Annotated in this window: 17 protein-coding genes; all 17 read right to left on the reverse strand. The window is 68.6% G+C overall.

The window, feature by feature from the left end:
- Positions 1-8: 8 nt before the first annotated feature.
- The 17 genes from VGD28_RS15720 to VGD28_RS15800 all read right to left on the reverse strand — a co-directional run bounded on the left by VGD28_RS15720 (position 9) and on the right by VGD28_RS15800 (position 18,366).
- Positions 9-908 carry an LLM class flavin-dependent oxidoreductase gene (locus VGD28_RS15720; RefSeq protein WP_331029293.1) on the reverse strand — a complete coding sequence of 300 codons (900 nt, stop codon included), beginning with the start codon at positions 906-908 and terminating at the stop codon, positions 9-11.
- The gene (locus VGD28_RS15725; protein ID WP_331029294.1) at positions 905-1,513 is read right to left on the reverse strand and encodes a nitroreductase family protein; all 609 of its coding nucleotides are present in this window, start codon (positions 1,511-1,513) and stop codon (positions 905-907) included. Before VGD28_RS15725 ends, VGD28_RS15720 begins: the two co-directional genes overlap by 4 nt.
- Positions 1,510-2,355 carry an ABC transporter ATP-binding protein gene (locus tag VGD28_RS15730; protein WP_331029295.1) on the reverse strand — a complete coding sequence of 282 codons (846 nt, stop codon included), beginning with the start codon at positions 2,353-2,355 and terminating at the stop codon, positions 1,510-1,512. Before VGD28_RS15730 ends, VGD28_RS15725 begins: the two co-directional genes overlap by 4 nt.
- Positions 2,356-2,366: 11 nt before the next feature.
- Entirely contained in the window at positions 2,367-3,137 is a 771-nt protein-coding gene (locus tag VGD28_RS15735) for an ABC transporter permease (RefSeq protein ID WP_331029296.1), read from the reverse strand.
- 1 nt (position 3,138) lies between these two features.
- Positions 3,139-3,894, reverse strand: coding sequence for an ABC transporter permease (locus tag VGD28_RS15740; protein WP_331029297.1), 756 nt, complete (start codon positions 3,892-3,894; stop codon positions 3,139-3,141).
- Positions 3,891-5,066 carry an MFS transporter gene (locus tag VGD28_RS15745; protein WP_331029298.1) on the reverse strand — a complete coding sequence of 392 codons (1,176 nt, stop codon included), beginning with the start codon at positions 5,064-5,066 and terminating at the stop codon, positions 3,891-3,893. Before VGD28_RS15745 ends, VGD28_RS15740 begins: the two co-directional genes overlap by 4 nt.
- Positions 5,063-6,163: an ABC transporter substrate-binding protein gene (locus VGD28_RS15750; RefSeq protein WP_331029299.1), complete on the reverse strand. Its 1,101-nt coding sequence runs from the start codon at positions 6,161-6,163 to the stop codon at positions 5,063-5,065. Before VGD28_RS15750 ends, VGD28_RS15745 begins: the two co-directional genes overlap by 4 nt.
- Positions 6,160-7,206: an ABC transporter substrate-binding protein gene (locus VGD28_RS15755; RefSeq protein ID WP_331029300.1), complete on the reverse strand. Its 1,047-nt coding sequence runs from the start codon at positions 7,204-7,206 to the stop codon at positions 6,160-6,162. Before VGD28_RS15755 ends, VGD28_RS15750 begins: the two co-directional genes overlap by 4 nt.
- Positions 7,207-7,249: 43 nt before the next feature.
- Positions 7,250-9,577 carry a TonB-dependent receptor gene (locus VGD28_RS15760; RefSeq protein ID WP_331029301.1) on the reverse strand — a complete coding sequence of 776 codons (2,328 nt, stop codon included), beginning with the start codon at positions 9,575-9,577 and terminating at the stop codon, positions 7,250-7,252.
- 60 nt (positions 9,578-9,637) lie between these two features.
- Positions 9,638-10,684 carry an ABC transporter substrate-binding protein gene (locus VGD28_RS15765; protein ID WP_331029302.1) on the reverse strand — a complete coding sequence of 349 codons (1,047 nt, stop codon included), beginning with the start codon at positions 10,682-10,684 and terminating at the stop codon, positions 9,638-9,640.
- 462 nt (positions 10,685-11,146) lie between these two features.
- Positions 11,147-12,316, reverse strand: coding sequence for a 4-hydroxybenzoate 3-monooxygenase (pobA, locus tag VGD28_RS15770; RefSeq protein WP_331029303.1), 1,170 nt, complete (start codon positions 12,314-12,316; stop codon positions 11,147-11,149).
- Positions 12,317-12,431: 115 nt separating this feature from the next.
- Positions 12,432-13,379 carry a Gfo/Idh/MocA family oxidoreductase gene (locus VGD28_RS15775; protein WP_331029304.1) on the reverse strand — a complete coding sequence of 316 codons (948 nt, stop codon included), beginning with the start codon at positions 13,377-13,379 and terminating at the stop codon, positions 12,432-12,434.
- Positions 13,380-13,465: 86 nt separating this feature from the next.
- Complete coding sequence (locus tag VGD28_RS15780; protein WP_331029305.1) at positions 13,466-14,353, reverse strand: class III extradiol dioxygenase subunit beta; 888 nt, start codon at positions 14,351-14,353, stop codon at positions 13,466-13,468.
- Positions 14,353-14,763: a protocatechuate 4,5-dioxygenase subunit alpha gene (ligA, locus tag VGD28_RS15785; RefSeq protein ID WP_331029306.1), complete on the reverse strand. Its 411-nt coding sequence runs from the start codon at positions 14,761-14,763 to the stop codon at positions 14,353-14,355. Before ligA ends, VGD28_RS15780 begins: the two co-directional genes overlap by 1 nt.
- Positions 14,764-15,019: 256 nt before the next feature.
- Positions 15,020-16,039, reverse strand: coding sequence for an amidohydrolase family protein (locus VGD28_RS15790; protein WP_331029307.1), 1,020 nt, complete (start codon positions 16,037-16,039; stop codon positions 15,020-15,022).
- 100 nt (positions 16,040-16,139) lie between these two features.
- Complete coding sequence (locus tag VGD28_RS15795; protein ID WP_331029308.1) at positions 16,140-17,036, reverse strand: DUF1932 domain-containing protein; 897 nt, start codon at positions 17,034-17,036, stop codon at positions 16,140-16,142.
- A gap of 127 nt (positions 17,037-17,163) precedes the next feature.
- Entirely contained in the window at positions 17,164-18,366 is a 1,203-nt protein-coding gene (locus VGD28_RS15800) for a LysR family transcriptional regulator (RefSeq protein ID WP_331029309.1), read from the reverse strand.
- Between the last annotated feature and the right edge of the window lie 90 nt (positions 18,367-18,456).

Consider the following 18,456-nt stretch of genomic DNA (forward strand, 5'->3'; position numbering starts at 1 on the left):
GGTCTCCTTCAGGCGGCGGTGCGCAGCCCGCCGAGCGCGGCGCGGACCCGCGGCAGGACGAACTGGCCGATGCGATAGGCTTCCTCGAGCGACGGCGAGGCGCTCAGGACGAAATGGGTGATGCCGGCGGCGTGGACCGTCACGATCTGCTCCGCGACGCGGTCGTAGCTTCCGGCGATGCCGGCGCCATCCGCGGCTTCCTCCCCGGTCTCGCGCGCGGTGATCGTGGCGATCACGCCGGCCGCAACCTCGCGGCCGGCAGCGAGCGCCAATCGCTCCAGGGTCTCGACCTGTCTGCGCAGCGCGTCGATCGGCGCGTCGCCGAACAGGTGAATGTCGGCGGCGTTGGCGGAGAGCTGCAACGCTTCCTCGTCGGCGCCTTGCAGGAAGACCGGCGGGAATGCCGCGCGGGACAGCGGTTCGGAGAAGCCGCCGCCCTGGACCGAGAAGAACCGCCCATGATGATCGAACGGCTTCTGGCCATGCACGCCGCGCGCGACGTGCAGGAACTCGGCGGTGCGCGCGCTGTCTTCGGGATCGGCGCCCGGCGCGATCGCCCAGCCGAGCCGGTCGTGCGTCGCGCGCTGGAAGCTCACCGCTTCCTTGGCGGCATAGACCGCGGAGCCCACCGTGCTCGGGAATTCGGGCACGAGCAGCAGGCGCGGCGCGGTGCGCGCGACCGCCGCGGCGACGATCTGGCTGTCGTCGCTCTCCGGCCGACAGGCGACGAACAGCCCGTCGAAGCCGGTGATCGCGGCGGCGCGGGCGACCTGCGCATAATAGTCGTAGCGAGTCAGCCCGGCGGTGCGCACGTCGCGCGGGAGGAAGCCCGATGTCGGCCGGGCGCTGGGCTCGCCCCGCTGCGGTTCGGCGGCGGGATCGAGCCGCCAGTAGAACTTGATGGTCATGCGGCGTTCCTTTGCTGGGGAATGGCGGGCGCGCCGAAGCGGCCCTCGAAGACGAAATCGGCGAGCGGGCGGCGGCCATTGGGCGCTTCCTGCGGGTGGAAATCCGCATGGAGCGTATCGAGCGTCCCCTGCCGCCCGATCGCGACGATCGCCTCGACATCATGGTCGTCGGGGATCGCGAGCGCGAAGCGCGCGCCCTTGCGGTCGAAGCCGCCGATGCCATGGGTGTGCCAGCCGAGCAGCAGCGCCTGGTGCGCGAAGTTCGCCCAGGCCGCGCCGGTGTCGAAGCTGTGGCTGCCGTTATGGACGATCTCGCCGCGCCGCTCGATCAGCGTGTTGGAGACGATCGCGACCAGCGCCGAGGCGCGCTGCGCCCATTCGCGGTTGCGCGTGGCGAGCAGGCCGAGGAACAGCGGCCAAGCCGCATCGCCATTGCGCGACACGATGAAGCGCCACGGCTGGCCATTATAGGCCGAGGGCGCCCAGCGCGCCGCCTCGAACGCCGTCGCCAGCACGCGGTCGGGGATCGGCTCGCCGGAGAAGCTGCGCGGCGACCAGCGATCGACGAACAGCGGCGCGACGGGATGGTCGGGAATCCGGCTCATGCCCGCACCTCGCGCACCGGGAGGTGCACCAGATTCTCGGGAGGCGGCCCGGTCAGCTCGGCAAGGATCTCGTCGCGCAGCCGGTGCAGCACGGGCGAGCTGCGATCGCGCGGATGCGGCAGGTCGATATCGACGATGCGGCGGATGCGCCCGGGCCGCGCGTCCATCACCACGACGCGGTCGCCCAGGAACACGGCTTCCTCCACATCGTGCGTGACCATCACCATCGTCGAGCGGTGAGTTCGCCAGATGCGCTGCAACTCGTGCTGAACACGCACGCGGGTGAGCGCATCGAGCGCGCCGAGCGGCTCGTCGAGCAGCAGCAGCTTGGGCTCGGTCGCCAGCGCGCGGGCGATCGCGGCGCGCTGCGCCATGCCGCCGGAGAGCTGGTGCGGATAGGCCTTCTCGAACCCCGAAAGGTTCACCAGCGCGATATGCTCGGCGACGATCCGCGCGCGCTGCGCCTTGGGAATGTCGGTGTTGAGCAACGCCAGCCCGACATTCTCCTCGAGCGTCAGCCAGGGGAACAGGCGATGGTCCTGGAAGATCAGCCCGCGGTCGAGGCTGGTGCCGGCGATCCGCTTGCCATCGAGCCGGATCTCGCCCGCATAATCGGTGTCGAGCCCGGCGATCAGCCGCAGCAGGGTCGACTTGCCGCAGCCCGAGGCGCCGACGATGCTGACGAACTCGCCCGCGCGGATGTCGAGATCGATCCGGTCGAGCACCGGCAAAGCCGCGCCGTCGATCCGGAATTCCTTGGACAGGCCGGTGATGAAAAGCGCACCGCTTGCAGGCGCTTCGGCGGGCAGCGGCGGCGCATCGATGCGGGTGTGCAGGGTCATGGCGAGCTCCTTCAATTGATCACGGGCTGCCAGCGCAGCAGGTGACGGCGCAGGCGGGCGAAGAGGTGGTTGAGCGTGAAGCCGAGCAAGGCGGCGGCGAGGATCGCGACGAGGATGATGTCCATCCGCTGCTGCGCCTGCGCGACCCCCATCGTCGCGCCGAGCCCGGCATGCGCGCCGAACAGCATCTCGGTGCCGATCGTGGCGATCCAGGCGAAGGCGAGCGCCTGCGTCACGCCAGTGAGGATCAGCGGCAGCGCCGCCGGCAGCAGGACATGGGCGAAGCGCTGCGCGGCGGAAAAGCCGAACATGTCGGCGAGCTCGACATAGCGCCGCTCGACCGTGCGGACGCCTTCATAGCTGTTGAGCACCGTGGGATAGAAGGCTGCGAGGCTGACGATCAGCAGCTTGGCCGCGTCGCCATTGCCGACCCACAGCCCGATCAGCGGCAGCCAGCCGAACAACGGCACCTGCCGCACCGCATGATAGAGCGGGCCGACCACGCGATCGAGGGGCCGCGACATCGCCATCGTCACGCCGAGCGCGGCGCCGGAAAGCCCGCCGAGCAGCAGCCCGGTGACCGCGCGCGACAGCGTCGCGATCGCATCGTTGAGCAGGAAGCCACTGGCCAGCCGTGCCGCCAGCGTCGCGCCGACATCCTGCAGCGGCACGAAGGCGAGCGCGCGGGCATCGCCCTGCGCCGACTGCGCCTGCCACCAGATCAGGATCAGCACTGGCACGATCAGGGCGAGCAGAACGCGAACTGCGGGGGAACGCGCCATCTCAGGCCTCCTTCCAGCGGACGAAGCGGCGCTCGGCGAGCTTGACCGAGCGATCGAGGAAAAAGCCGACCAGCCCGCTGACGAACACGCCCGCCAGCACCACGTCGATGCGGAACATCTGGCGCCCCATCTCCATCATCTGGCCGATGCCGCTGTCCGCCGCGAGCAGCTCGCACGCGACCAGCACCAGCCAGCCGCGCGTGAGGCCGAGCCGCAGCCCGGTCAGCACCGGCGGGATCGCGGCAGGCAGCAGGATGCGCGTGACGAAGGGCCAAGGCGGGGTGCGGTAGAGCCGCGCCACCTCGAAATAGGATTTCGGGATCGCCCTCACCCCGTCGAACGTTGCGAGCGCGACGGGGAAGAACACCGCGACCGCGACGACGACGATCTTGAACCGCTCCTCGATCCCGAGCAGCAGCACCAGCATCGGGATGAAGGCGAGCACCGGCACCTGGCGCATCGCCTGGAACAAGGGCGCGAACAGCGCCTCGAGCAGCTTCGACAGCGCGATGCCGGTGCCGAAGGCGAGCCCGATCGCGGCGCCAGCGAGGAAGCCGAAGACCAGGCGGAACAGGCTGGTGCCGAGATGGTCGACCAGCTCGCCGTTGCGCCACAGCTGGGCGAGCGTCGCCGCGGCCTCGCTCGGCGGCACCAGCACCTGCGGCGGGAACGCGCCGCTGGCCGAGGCGAGCTGCCAGAGCAGAAGCAGGCCGAGCAGCGGCGCGAGGCCCGCGGCGATGCGGGTGACATGGCTCATGGCAGCACCTCCTGCGGGGTGAGCGGGCGCGCGACACGGCGGCGCGCAAAGGCGATGGCAGCGGCGCCGAACAGCAGCGGCAGCCACAACAGGAACACCGACGGGAGCGGCACCAGCTTGGTCAGCAGCCCGCCGCCGAGCGCGCCGGCCGAGGAGCCGGTCATCGAAGCGAGGTTGTAAAGCCCCGCCGCCTTGCTCTTGGCCCCCGGGATGCTCGTCAGCATGCGCACGTTGATGAGATGAACCACCGCCGAAGCCCCGCTCAGCAGCACCGCGCCCGCCGCCAGCGCGGGGAAGCCGTGCGCGAAACCGAGCAGCGCCAGCGCCGCGGCGGCGAGCGCAAGGGCCAGCGCATAGGCGGTGCCGCGCGTCAGCCGTGCGACCAGCGTGCCGCCCAGGAACAGCAGCGCCACCGTGCTGACGCCCTGCACCAGCAGCACGGTGATCCCGTCCTCCTTGGTCAGCGGCGGCAGCGCCGCGGCGAGCAGCAGGATGAAGGTCGAGAAGAGCGAGCCGGTGGCCGAGCTCAGGAACTCGACGAAGCTGCTCTCGGCCACCGCGCGGTTGCCGAGGAGCGCGCCGATCTCGGCGAAGAAGCTCGCGCTCTCCTCGGCCGCGGGCTGGCGCGCGGGGAGGAAGGACAGGCTGAACACCGCCATCACCCCGAACAAGGCCGCGACGATGAAGAAGGCCGCGGTCACCCCGGCCTTGAGGATCAGGATGCCCGCCGAGGCCGGCCCCAGGATCGCCATGCCGGCGGTGAGCGCGCCGCGATACCAGCCGCCGCGCGTCTCGCCGCGCCCGCGCAGCCGTTCGAGGAACGCGCTGTTCATCGCGACCATGCGGAAAGGGATGCAGAGACCAATCAGCCACCGCCCGCCCGCCAGCGCCGCCCAGCCCGCCGCGAACGGCATGGCGAGATTGACCAGCAGCGGCCCGAGGCTGGACGCGAAATAGATGCCGCGCGCGCCGTAGCGGGCGATGATGAAGCCGGCGGGCACGGTGACGAGCACCATCCCGATCGATTCCATCGCGCCGATCACCCCGACCTGGAACGCGGTGGCGCCGAGATCGATCGCATAGATCGTCGTCACCACCTTGCCGAGGCCGACGGTGAGGCCGCTGACCAGTGCCAGCAGCAGGAAGTTGGCCATGAAGCGCCGGTCGGTCATCGCGCCGCCGCCTCCGCCGTATCGGGCCTCCACCGATCCTTGAGCTTCAACCGGTCGAGCGCCGCGGTGGCGAAGCGCCGGTCGAGCAATTTGTCGACGTCGATCTGCTTGCGGACCAGCCCCTGATCGAAGGTATAGGCCGCGGCGTCGCGATAATGCGCGACCATGAAACCGTCATAGAGCGGCGAGTAACGGTCGCCCCAGGCGACGCGCGGCTCGTCCAGCTCGGCCTCGATCACGCTGCGCGGAGATTCCGCGCGCGAGGTGATCTCGATCACCTTCTCGCGGTTGGCGGGATCGGCCGACCAGGCCTGCGCCCGGACATAGGCGTCGGCGACGAGCTGGGTCAGCTCGGGATGCTGGTCGACGAAGTCGCCGCGTCCGAACAGCTCGGCGCGCATCTTCCACGATTGCGGCGCCTGCTTGGTCGACCAGACGATCCGCCCGACCTTCTTCTCGACCAGCAGATGCGCGTCGGAGAGCAGGAAGACGGCATCGACATCGCCCGATGCGAGCGCGGCGTGGCTCGCGGGCGGGTTGATGTTGAGGATGCGGAAATCGCTGAGCTTGAGGCCGTTCGCCTCGGCGAGCTTGGCGAAGGGCAGTTCCCACGGGCGCCCGCGATGCAGCGCAATGCGCTTGCCCTTCAGATCCTTGATGCTGTTGGCGGCAACACCGTTGCGCACCACCAGATAGGCGTTCTGGCCGCGCCCGACCGGCACCACCAGCCGCAGGTCGACCCCGCCCGCGATCGCGATGATCGCCGGGAAATCGCCATAGCTCGCGAAATCGATGCGCTTCGCGGCAAAGCCTTCATTGACCACCGGGCCGCCCACGGCGGTCGCGACCGGGAACCATTGCAGCTTGACCCCGCGCTTCGCCAGCTCGCTTTCGAGCCAGCCCTGCTGCTGGACGATCGCGTTCTGGCCCTGATAACGCTGCTGCCCCTCGAACGGATAGGCGATGGCGGCGATCGTCAGCGTCGCAGGCTGACCGGACGCCGGTTCGCCTGATCCGCCGCCGCGGAACTGGTGGAAGACCAGCGCCGCCAGCACGCCGATCACGACGATGGCGATGAGGATCGTCTTGCGGCTCATGCGGCATCCAGCGCTTGCGTGTAGTCGAGCGTCTCGAACGGCCGCCGGTCGATCCACACGGCGACATCGACGCGCGCGGGCAGGAAGCCGCGATCGAACAGGAAGTCGCTGAAATCCTGCAGCGCCGCCGCCGAGGCATCGTCGAGATCGGTCTTGAGCCGGCGGTGGAGCGTGTCCCCGCCATAGGCGGCGCGCACGAACTGCTCGGGCGATCCGGTCTCGCGCGCGATATAGGCGAAGGTCTCCTCGGGGTGCTGCTCGGCCCACTCCCCCGCTGCCGCGACATGCGACAGCAGACGGCGCGCGACGGCGGGATAATGCTCCAGCGTCGCGGCATCGACCGTCAACGGCCGCGGCGCACCGTTGTTGATGCGGATCTTGGGATCGGGGTGGAAGCCGGTGTCGATCACGACATGCGCGCCCGCAAGCAAGGCGAATTCGTGACCCAGCGAGCCCTTCACATGGATCGCATCGACCTCGCCGCGCACCAGCGCGTGGAATTCGGCGGTGTAGAGCGGGCGTCCGCCCCAATTGCCGCGTCCGACCAGGTCGAGTCCCTCGTGCGCGGGATCGGTGGCGTCGACCTCGACCCATTCCACCTCGTCCTCGGCCACGCCACCGAGCGAGAGGCCCGCGAGCAGGGCGCGAAGCGCGGTGGCGCGGAAGATGTCGATCTTCTGGTCGGCGCGGCGCGGCAGCGCGATGCGGCGGCCCTTGAGATCGGCGGCGGTGCGGATGCCCGAGCCGGGCAGCGTCAGCACCAGCTGGCTCTCGTCGATCCAGCTGAGCCCGATCACGCGCGTATCCGCACCGGCTGCGCGCGCCCAGATCGCGGGCACGCTGCCGCCCTGACGGAAGCTGTGCGCGAGATGATGATCATAATGGCTGGCACGCACGTCCGGGTCGGCCGTGTCCTGGATCGAGCGGACGGTGATGCCGAGTTCGGCGAGGTCGCGGTCGATCACGCCCTGATTGATCGCGATGCCGAGCGGGGTCGGCACCGGGCAGCGGGTGTACCAGATTTCCTTGGGAAAGGCGGTCATGCGAGCCTCCGTTGGTTCGATGCGGAAGAGAGAGTGCGGGCCATCAGAAGCGCGCCACGAGCGAGGCGCCCCAGGTGCGCGGATCGCCCCACTGGATGGTGTCGCCGCTGACGCCGTTGGCCGCGTTGAACTGCGGCAGCGCGTGGTTGCGGTACGCCGCGTCGAACAGGTTGTTGACGTAGACGGTGAAGGTGAAGCGGTCGCCGGGCGTGGTGTAGGCGACGCGCGCGCTGGCCAGCGTGTAGCCCGGCTGGTTGAGCAGGAAGCGGTTGGCGCGGTCCTGCGGGGTGATGTAGTAGAATTGGTGCGACTGGTAGCGCGCGTCGGCGCCGAGCTGGAAGCTGCCCGAACTCCCGAGGTCGAATTCGTAGGACGCGCCGAGATTGAGCGTGACGTGCGGCGCGCGCACGAACTCCGCGCCGGCAAGGTTGGCGCCGCCGTTCACCACCTGAAGCTTGTCGTATTTGGTGTCGAGCAGACCCAGCGCGGCGTTGAACTGGAGGCCCTTCACCGGACGCGCAGTCAGCTCGAACTCGGCACCGTTGACGTGCGCCTCGGCGGCGTTCTGGAGGTAGGAGGTGGTGGTGCCGCCGACCGCGCCGGGGTTCGGCCCGACCACGTTGATCTGCACATTGTCGTACTGATAGTGGAAGGCGGTGGCGTTGAACGTAACCGCGCCGCCGAACCAGCTCGACTTGTAGCCGATCTCGAACGCGTCGAGCTTCTCGGGCTCGACCACCTGAAGCGCGACCGGGAGCTGCGCGGCGGTGTTGAACCCGCCCGACTTCACGCCGTGCGCGAACTTGAAATAGAGGAGGTGGCCGGGCGCGACGGTCCAGGACGGCGTCACGTCCCAGGTGAAATTGTCCCAGGTCCGCTCGAGCACGCCCGAGAAGGTGCCGATCCCGCCGAAGCTGCCGGTGTAGGTCTCCCACCAGCGCGGGTAGCTGCTCCACGATGTCCCCGCGGCGTTGGGCGACGACACACGGCGAAAATCGAGCGTCTTGGTCTCGCGCGTGAAACGCCCGCCGACCGTCAGGTTGAAGCTGTCGGTGATGTCGTAGCCGAGATTGGCGAACGCAGCGCCGCTCTCCGCGCTATGGTCGTAGCGGGTGCGACTATAGGCGTTGGGCGCGGTATCGCCCGGCAGCGCCGGCACGGTGCCGTCGGGCAGCGTCGCCGAAGCGGAATCGGAGTCGATATCCTCCTTGAAATAATAGAGGCCGACGATCCACTTGAACCGGCTGGAGCCGTTGGAGGCGAGCCGCAGCTCCTGGCTCCACTGCTCGCTCTTCGCCTCGGTATGGGCCCGCGCGATCTCGAGCGGGGTATAGTCATTGTCTCCGCCCGAAGTGACCTGATAGCGCTCATAGCCGGTGATCGAGGTGAGCGTCGCCGCCCCGAAATCCCAGTCGAGCTTCAACGAGCCGCCATATTGCTCGGTGTCGCTGAACTCATCGGCATTGGTGTTGACCACGTCGCGATCGGTGGGCGGGGCATAGCCGTTGCGGTAGATGCCGTCGGCGCGATAGCTGCCGATCGTCCAGTAACCGCCGGTCGTCTTGTACTTGCGGTAATGGATGCCGAGCAGCGCTTCGAAATTGCCGCCCGCGCGTGCCAGCAGCTGGCCGCGGATGACGCTGTCCTCGATCGCATTGTCCTTGTAGCCCGTGAACAGATTGGTGAAGCGGCCGTCGCGGTTCTCGATATGGCCGGAGATGCGCGCGGCGAGCACGTCGGGCGCGATGACGAAGCCGACCCCGGCCTGGACGATCCGGTCGTCATAGCTGCCATAGTCGAGCTTGACGTAATTCTCGTTTCCGGTGGGCGAGAAGCTCGGCTTCTTCGTCACCACCGCGATCGCGCCGCCGGTGGTGTTCTTGCCCCACAGGGTACCCTGCGGCCCGCGCAGCACCTCGACCCGCTCGAGATCGAACAGCGGCAAACCAGTGGCGCTGGCGTTGCTGATATAGACCTCGTCCAGATAGAAGCCGACCGGGTTGGCGAGGTCGATCTGCTGCTGCCCGGCGCCGACGCCGCGGATCCACCAGCGCGGGCGGCCATGCTGCTGCGTCCCGGCCGAGGCGTTGGGGACGAGGCTCAGCACCTCGCTCGCCGAGCGGCCGACGCCCTGCAGCGTGAACACGTCGGCGCCCAATGCGGTGATCGCGGTCGGTACGTCCTGGATCGATTGCTCGCGCTTGCCGGCGGTCACGACGATCTCGGGCGAGTCGGAGGCGTCGTCTGCGGGGCTGGCCGCGTCCGTCCTTGCTTCTTCCTCTTCGGCATAGGCCGCTGCCGGGATCAGCGCCGCGAGCGACGCCGCGATCAGCCAGGCCGTCTTCTTTCGTGTGCGATGTTCAAACTTCACGTTCACTCTATTCCCCCCTGCGCGGCTCACGGGCTGCGTCTGGTGATGACTGTGGGTTGTTCAGGCCGCCTGGCGGGCGCGTCCGACGACCGCGGCGAAGGGCGCAGGGTCGATCCACGCGGCGATGTCGAAATCGCCGGCGAGGAAGCCGTGCTCGAACAGGAAATCCTTGTACTTCCCGAGCAACTCGGCCGTTTCGTCGTTGAGGAAGGTGCCGAGGCCGGCAGACGCATTGGAGCCATAGGCCCGGCGCACCCAATCCGGCGTCGAGCCGGTCTCGCGCGCGATATAGGCGATGGTCTCGTCAGGATGCGCGCGCGCCCAGTTGCCTGCGGCAATCACGCGCGCCAGGAAGCGTTCGACCAGATCGGGGCGCGCCTCGATCAGCGCGGCATCGACGGTGAGCGTGCGCGGCGTGCCATTGTTCGCGCGCACCCAGGGATCGGGATGATCGCCGAGCGAGGCGACGATATGCGCACCCGCCAACCGCGCGGTTTCGAGGCCGAGCGCGCCCTTGACGTAGATCGCGTCGACCTCGCCGCGCACCAGCGCCAGCACCTCGGCGCGATAGCCGTGGCGGGTGCGGGCACGGTTGCGCTCGCCGGTGGCGATCCCCTCGGTGCCGCTGCCCGCCGGATCGGCGCTCACGGTATCCACGCGCTCGACATCCGCGAGGGTCAGGCCCTCCAGCTCGAGCGCGCTGGCGAAGCCCTTGAGCGCGGTCGCGCGGTTGAAGTCGATCGAGATCGGGTTGACAGGCAGCCCGATGCGCCGTCCCGCCAGATCGCGGGCGGTGCGGATACCCGACGAGGGCAGCGCGAGGATCGCCTGGAACTCGTCGGTCCAGGACAGGCCGATCACGCGCGTGTCGCGGCCGTTGGCGCGCGCCCAGATCGCCGGGATGTTGCCCCCCTGACGGAACGAGCTGGGGAGGTTGTGGTCGAAATGGCTCTCGCGGGCATTGGCGTCGGCGGTCTCCTGGATCGACTTGAGGCCGATCCCGTCGCCGCGGAATTCCTCGGCCAGCCAGCCGAGCTGGACGGCGATGCCGAGCCCCGTGGGGACGGGGCAGCGCGTGTACCAGAGGTCGTTGATTGCGTCGGTCATGCGGGTGGTTCCTGCGTTTGAGGCGCAAGCGACCGCCGCGTCCGGAAGCGCGGGAAGCGCACCGTCCGTCGCGCCGCCACGGCGCGCAGGGCATCGACCGCGAGCGTCAGCCCGCGGCGGTCAGTTGCGGATGTCGGGTGGGATCAGCGGCGCGCTGAACAAAACCGCCCCATGGGCGGCGGCGGGGCTGCGGAGGAGATACACGGGCTCATCGTCGTTCCTTTCAACTCGGAAACACGAGGCCGCCGGGCTCCATCGGCAACACCGTGCGCTTTAGCAATTGGTGACGCGGCGCAATCTGCATTCCGTCAAAAACCGCGGGTCAGTCCGGGCGATGAATCGCCTGCAGGCACGACCAGTGCCGGCAACTCAATACATATCTATTGAATAGGAATTGGGCAATAAGCTTTCCTTGGCGCCCGCAAATGTCAGCTTCTCGGCGGGCTCCGCCACCCTTCGCAGCTACAGCGGCAGCCCCACATAATTCTCCGCGATCACCTTCTGCATCGCCTCCGAGCCGGCGACATAGTCGAGTTCGGCCGCCTGCATGCGGTGCTCGAAGCGCCCGTCCTCGGGAAAGCGGTGCATCAGCTTGGTGAGGTACCAGCTGAACCGCTCGGCCTTCCAGATCCGCGCCAACGCCTTGGCCTGATAGCCGGCCAGCCCCGCCTCGTCCCCGCGCGCGAAGAACGCGATCAGCGCGTCCGACAGATAGGCCACGTCGGACGCCGCCAGGTTCAGCCCCTTCGCGCCGGTGGGCGGCACGATATGCGCTGAGTCCCCGGCCAGGAACAGCCGCCCGTGCCGCATCGTCTCGAACACATAGGAGCGCAGCGGCGCGATCGACATCTCCAGCGCCGGCCCGCGCGTCACGCCCGCCGCGCTCAGCGGATCGAACCGCGCCGCCAGCTCGTCCCACAGCCGCTCCTCGCTCCAGTCCTCTTGCGCGTCGGTCAGCGGCACCTGGATGTAGTAGCGGCTGCGCGTCGCCGAGCGCATCGACGCGAGCGCGAAGCCACGATCGGTATTGGCATAGATCAGCTCGGGGTGGCACGGCGGCACGTCCGCCAGGATGCCGAGCCAGCCGAACGGATACTCCCGCTCATATTCGCGCGCCGCATGCGCGGGGATCGCCTTGCGCGAGGGGCCGTGGAACCCGTCGCACCCCGCGACGAACGCACAGTCGATCCGCCTCGGCGCGCCGTCCTTGACGAAGGTCACGAACGGCACCTCGCTCTCCACATCGTGCAGCGCGACGTCCTTCGCCTCGTACACGATCTCCAGCCCGCGCTCCGGCGCCGCGTCCATCAGGTCGCGGGTCAGCTCGGTCTGGCCATAGACCGTCACATGGCGGCCGGTCAGCGCGGCGATGTCGATGCGGATCACCCGGTCATTGGTCGCGAGGTTGAACCCCTGCTCGATCAGCCCCTCGGCCTTCATCCGCGCGTCGATGCCGAGCCTCGTCATCAGCCCGGTCGTCACCGTCTCCAGAACGCCCGCGCGGATGCGGCCCAGCACATAGTCGGCCGACTGGCGCTCGACGACGACGCAGCCCACGCCCGCCTGCCGCAGCAGATGCCCGAGCAGCAGGCCTGCGGGGCCCGCCCCGACGATCGCGACTTGAGTCTTCATTCCATCCACCCCGTTCGCCCAGAGCCTGTCGAAGGGCTGCTCTTCTTCTCCGGCGCCCGAGGGAAGGACGGGGCTTCGACAAGCTCAGCCCGAACGGAGTGGCGGATCATCCGCGTTATCGCGCCGCTTCGAGCTGCTTCTCGAGCGCGTCGAGCACGCGATAGCAGGGCAGCACCTGCGCCACGCTGGCATTCGGCTCGCGCCCCTCGCGGATCGCGCTCACGAACTCGCGGTCCTGCAGCTCGATCCCGTTCATCGAGACGTCGATCTTGGAGACATCGACCGGCTCCTCCTTGCCCGTCACCAGATCGTCGTAGCGCGCGATCCACGTTCCGTTGTCGCAGATGTAGCGGAAGAAGGTGCCGAGCGGCCCGTCATTGTTGAACGACAGGCTGAGCGTGCAGATCGCCCCGCTCGCCGCCTTGAGCTGGATCGACATGTCCATCGCGATGCCCAGCTCGGGATGGTGCGGCCCCTCGATCGCATTGGCCGCGACGATCGGCCCGGCCTGCCAGGCGAACAGGTCGACCGTGTGCGCGGCGTGGTGCCACAGCAGGTGATCGGTCCAGCTCCGCGCCTCGCCCTTGGCGTTCATGTTCTTGCGGCGGAAGAAATAGGTCTGCACATCCATCTGCTGCACGTTCAGCTCGCCCGCCGCGATCCTGCGGTGCAGATACTGGTGGCTCGGGTTGAAGCGGCGGGTATGCCCGACCATTGCGGTCAGCCCGGTCTCCTGCGCCTTGGCGAGCACCGCCTCGCCATCGGCCAGGCTGTCGCAGAGCGGGATCTCGACCTGCACATGCTTGCCCGCCTCCATGCACTGGATCGCCTGCGCCGCATGCATCTGCGTCGGCGTGCACAGGATGACGGCATCGAGGCCCGGCTGCGCCAGCGCTTCGGCCAGCTCGGTCGTCGCGTGCGGGATGCCGTATTTGCCGGCGACCGCCTGCGTCGGCTCCAGCCGCCGCCCGACGACCGAGATCACCTCGACCCCGTCGATATTCTTCAAGCCGTCGAGATGCTTTTCGCCGAATGCGCCGGCGCCCGCGAGTGCGATCTTCATGTTCCAAACTCCACTGTCGTCACCCCAGCGAAAGCTGGGGTCTGGTGCCGCATGAGACCCCAGCTTTCGCTGGGGTGACGGCAAGATCAGGCGAGCGCCGCGTGTCCACTGCCCGCCATATCCAGTCCTTCCTCATTGTCCGGGCGCAGCACGAGGTGGCCGATCGCGGTGTTGCTGCACGGCACGTGATAATGGCGGTGCAGTGCGGCGGTGCGCTTGCCCAGCGCGCCGCGCATGATCAGCCACATCACCATCTCGATGCCCTCGCTGCCGGTCTCGCGCAGATATTCGATGTGCGGGATATGGCGCAGCCGGTCGCTGTCGCCGATCATCCCGTCGAGGAAATCATTGTCCCATTCCTTGTTGATCAGCCCCGCGCGCGGCCCCTGCAGCTGGTGGCTCATGCCGCCGGTGCCCCACACCTGAACGTTCAGGTCCTCGGGAAAACTCGCCACGGCCCGCGCGATTGCCTCGCCCAGCGCCCAGCAGCGGTTGCCCGAGGGCGGCGGGTAGGTGACGACGTTGACCGCCAGCGGGATCACCCTGCACGGCCACGCATCGACCGCGCCGAACATCATCGACAGCGGCACCGTCAGCCCGTGATCGACGTCCATCTCGTTGATGATGGTCATGTCGAACTCGTCGAGGATCAGGCTCTGCGCGATGTGCCAGGCCAGGTCGGGATGCCCGATCACATCGGGCACGTTGCGCGGTCCCCAGCCCTCGTCGGCGGGCGCATAGCGCTCGCCGCAGCCGATCGCGAAGGTTGGGATGATCTTCATGTCGAACGCGCTGGCATGATCGTTATAGACCAGCACCACCACGTCGGGCTTCTCGGCCTTCTCCCACTCGCGCGTCCAGTCGTAGCCGGCGAAGATCGGCCCGAAATAATCGTCGCGATCCTTGCCCATGTCGTGCGCGACGCCAAGCAGCGGCACATGGCTCGACGCGATGCCGGCGGTGATGCGGGCCATCAGCGCTTCTCCTTCCTGGAACGCTGCCCGTCGGGCGAACGCCCCCCAGCCTTCATCATCGCCTGATAGTCCTCGACAGACACGCCGGTCATCGTGCTCACCGCCTGCACGAAGCTCAGGCCATCGGTGGAGAAGACCTTCGACAGGAAGTAGATGTTGCCGCCCAGGTCGAGCAGCGCGTTATAGTCGCGCGCCAGCACCGCTTCCTTCTGCGCGTCGGACAGCGGCCATTCCTCCAGATAGGCCTTCTCGTCCGCCTTCCAGCGCTCGCGATTCTCCGGCTTCATCAGGCTCATCGCGAACTGGTTGAGATGATAGCCCTGCCGCGCCCGCGCCGCAGTGAACACGCGCGTCCCGGGAATGTCCTCGAACTCGGCGAGATAGCTGTGGATGTCCCTGGGTCCGGTCATCGCACGTCTCCAGCTTGATTTGGTTCACGCAAAGACGTGAAGACGCGAAGATCAGTCGCGCAGAGGCGCGGAGAACGCAGATAGCGCCGTGCATCTGGACTCGGCGCGCAGCGCCCCTTTCGCACCCATCCCGGCAAGAGGCAGCGCGGAGATGCAGGTTGCCGCTGCGCGGCGTACTCAGCGCCTCTGCGTTCTCCGCGCCTCTGCGCGAAAAAACCTTCTTCGCGCCTTCGCGCCTCCGCGTGGACAACTGCCATCACAACCCCCGCGCCTTCAGCTTGGCATCGAGCCGTGGAAACACGCGCCGCGCATTGCCCTCGAAGATCGCGTGCCGCTCCGCATCGGAGATATCCAGCGCATCGATATAGCGTTTGGTGTCGTCGAAATAATGCCCGGTGGCCGGATCGATCCCGCGCACCGCGCCCACCATCTCCGACCCGAACAGGATGTTCTTGTTCGCGATCACATCGGCGAGCAGGTCGATGCCCGGCTGGTGATAGACGCAGGTGTCGAAGAAGATGTTCTCCATCAGATGCGTGTCGAGCGCTGGCTTCTTGAGCATGTCCGCCAGCCCGCGATAGCGCCCCCAATGGTACGGCACCGCCCCGCCGCCATGCGGGATGATGAAGCGCAGCGTCGGGAAATCGGCGAACAGGTCGCCTTCCAGCAGCTGCATGAACGCCACCGTGTCCGCCGCGATATAATAGCCGCCGGTCGCGTGCATCGCCGGGTTGCAGCTGCCCGAGACATGGATCATCGCCGGCACGTCCAGCTCGACCATCTTCTCGTAGAAGGGATACCAGTAGCGGTCGGTCAGCGGCGGGTGGGTGAAATGCCCGCCCCCCGGATCGGGGTTGAGGTTGCAGCCGATGAAGCCCAGCTCGTTCACGCAGCGCTCGAGCTCGGCGATGCTCGCGCTCATGTCCGCCTTGGGCGATTGCGGCAGCATGCACACCCCGGCGAAGGTCTCGGGAAACAGCCCGACGACCCGCGCGATCAGGTCGTTGCAGCGCATCGCCCATTCCCTGGCGACCGCCTCGTCCCCGACATGCGGCGCCATTGCGGACGCGCGCGGGCTGAAGATCGTCAGGTCCGCGCCCCGCTCCCGGATCAGGCGCAGCTGGTTCGCCTCGATCGTCTCGCGAATCTCGTCGTCGCTGATCTGCGGATAGGGCGGCGCCGTGGTGCCCGCCTTGAACGCGGCCTTCTGCGCCTCGCGCCAGGCGTCATGCGCCTTGGGCAACACCGTGTAATGACCATGGCAGTCGATGATCACGCGGCGTCTCCAAGACCATTGTCCGTCACCCCAGCGAAAGCTGGGGTCTCCAGAGGTGAAAGACCCCAGCTTTCGCTGGGGTGACGGTTGGATTGAGACATCACGCCGCCTCCCCCCGCACCAGACCCTCGATCGCCGCCAGCTTCGCCGCCAGCCCCTCCGGCACCCCGCCTCCGATCGCGCCAATCTCGCGCTGCCGCGCGATCGTCCCGCGCGTCATCGCCGGCTCGATGCCCAGCTCCGCCAGCGTCCTGGCCACCTCCTCCATCTCGGCCGCGCGGCGCGTCCCGTGCGCCAGCATCCGGTCGAGATTATAGTCGGCGCGCTCGCCCCAGCCCTGCGCCTTCGCGCTTGCGTCGAGCGAGGCGATCACCGCGTCGGTCACGCCCGCGCGGTGGGCGGCGAGGATGCACTCGGCGGTCAGCGCCTCGATCCCCTTGACCATCACCGAACGGATCATCTTGATCGCCGATGCGTCGCCCACCTTCGGGCCGGTGACTTCGACATTGGTGAAGCCGATCGCCGCCAGCGCCGCCGCGGCGTCCGCGGCATGCGGCCCCGCGACCAGCAGCGGCACGGCCATGCCCGCCGGATGCACCGGCGCCATCACCGCGACATCGGCATAGCGCCCGCCCGCCGCTTCGATCGCCGCTGCCGCCGCGCGCTTGGTGCCCGGCGCGACGCTGTTCATGTCGAGCCACAATGCGCCGGGCTCGAGCAGCGCGGCATCGTCCTGCGCGGCCTCGAGCGCCTGATCGGCGGTGACCAGCGACAGCACCACCGCGGCGTCTGCCAGCGCCGCGCGCGCGGTCTCGCACCCCTTGACCCCGCCCGCCTCATACTCCGCCAGCTTCGCGGCGCGGGCGCTGGGATAGGTCGTCTTGCGATCGAAGGCGCGGTCGCCGCGGCGGGCGAAGGCCTGGCCCGCCTCGCCAAAGCCGATGAAGGCGACTGCGCCCGTCACGCCGGACGCCCCGCCGTTCCGCCTTGTGGACATTCCGCCCTGAACGCGGACTCCGCGATTGCGGCGAAAGCCAACTTCGTACACGACATGTTCCACTTTCCAACCATTCCCGATGGCTAGGGCGGATTCGGGACTGAACAAAATCCAATTGGCTGAGCGGCTATCGATTTTCCGGAAGTCTGGTCTCGGATGACGCCGAATGGATGAGGTCGATCAGGCGTTGCTGGCGTGCGGTGGGGCGCCAGTTGGCGCGGGTGGTGATGCCGATGGTGCGCACCGTATCGGTGAGTTCGGGGCCGATCCGCACCAGCATCCCCGCCTCGACCTCAAGCGCCACCTGATCGGGCGAGAGCAGCGTCAGCAGGTCGCTCTGCGCCAGCATCCCGCGGATCACCATCACCGATCCGCACTCGACCGGCACGTCGGGCAGCGCGCGGCCGGCGAACAGCGCCTCCCAATGCGCGCGGAGCGGCGTGCCGGCCGGCCCCACCACCCATTGCCGCGCGCCGAGCTGGTCGAGCGTCACCGCGCGCCCTGCCAGCGGATGGCCGGCACGGCCGAAGATCGCCAGCCGGTCGGTGAACAGCGGCACCTGCTCGACCCCCGCGGGCGGCTCCTCGCGCAACGCGCCGATGGTGAGGTCGATCACACCATCCAGCAGCGGCTCGATCAGCTCCCGCCACGATCCCTCGACAACGTCGATCACCGTCTCGGGCGCCTCGCGCAGCCAGGCGGCCAGCGCGTGCGGGAGCAGCAATGCGCGGCTAAGCGGCATCGCGCCGATCGCGATCCGCTCGACATCGGCGCCGTCGCCGCGCGCCTCGGCGATGCCCGCCGCGATCTCGCGTGCGGCCAGCCGCACCCCACGCGCCATCGCCCTTCCGGCAGGCGCCAGCGCCGTGCCGCGCCCGCGCCGCTCGACCAGCCTCACGCCGCAGATCTGCTCCAGATCGCGCACAGCGCGGTGGATCGCCGGCTGTGACGCGCCGCTCGCCCCCGCCGCGCCGACGAAGCTCAGCGCGTCGCTAAAATGCAGGAAGGCGTCGAGCTGGGTGGCCGTCATCAGCCATTCCGGCCGGGTAAAGCCGCGCGCGCTCCGCCCCGGCCGCACCGCCGCGGCGAGGCAGGCGAACGCGCGATCTGCCCGCTCGGCGAGCGCGGTGCCGGCGGGGGTCGGCGCGACGCCATCGGGCCGCCGGTCGAACAGCGCAACCTCAAGCTGCCGCTCGAGCTTGCCCAGCCCCTGGGTGAGCGCGGGCTGCGACAGCCCCACCGCCTCCGCCGCCCGGCTGAGGCTCCCCCGCCCCGCCACCGCCGAAAGCGCGCGCAGGTGGCGCAGATTGAGGTCGAAGGGCCGCGGCACTGCTATAAGATATCCGAAAAACTTATGGGATGCCATCAATTCAAAGTGGAAAATGTCGCGTACGATGTTGCCTTTCCCCCCAAACCCCGT

Source organism: Sphingomonas sp. (assembly GCF_036402235.1).
In the GTDB taxonomy this organism is placed as follows: domain Bacteria; phylum Pseudomonadota; class Alphaproteobacteria; order Sphingomonadales; family Sphingomonadaceae; genus Sphingomonas.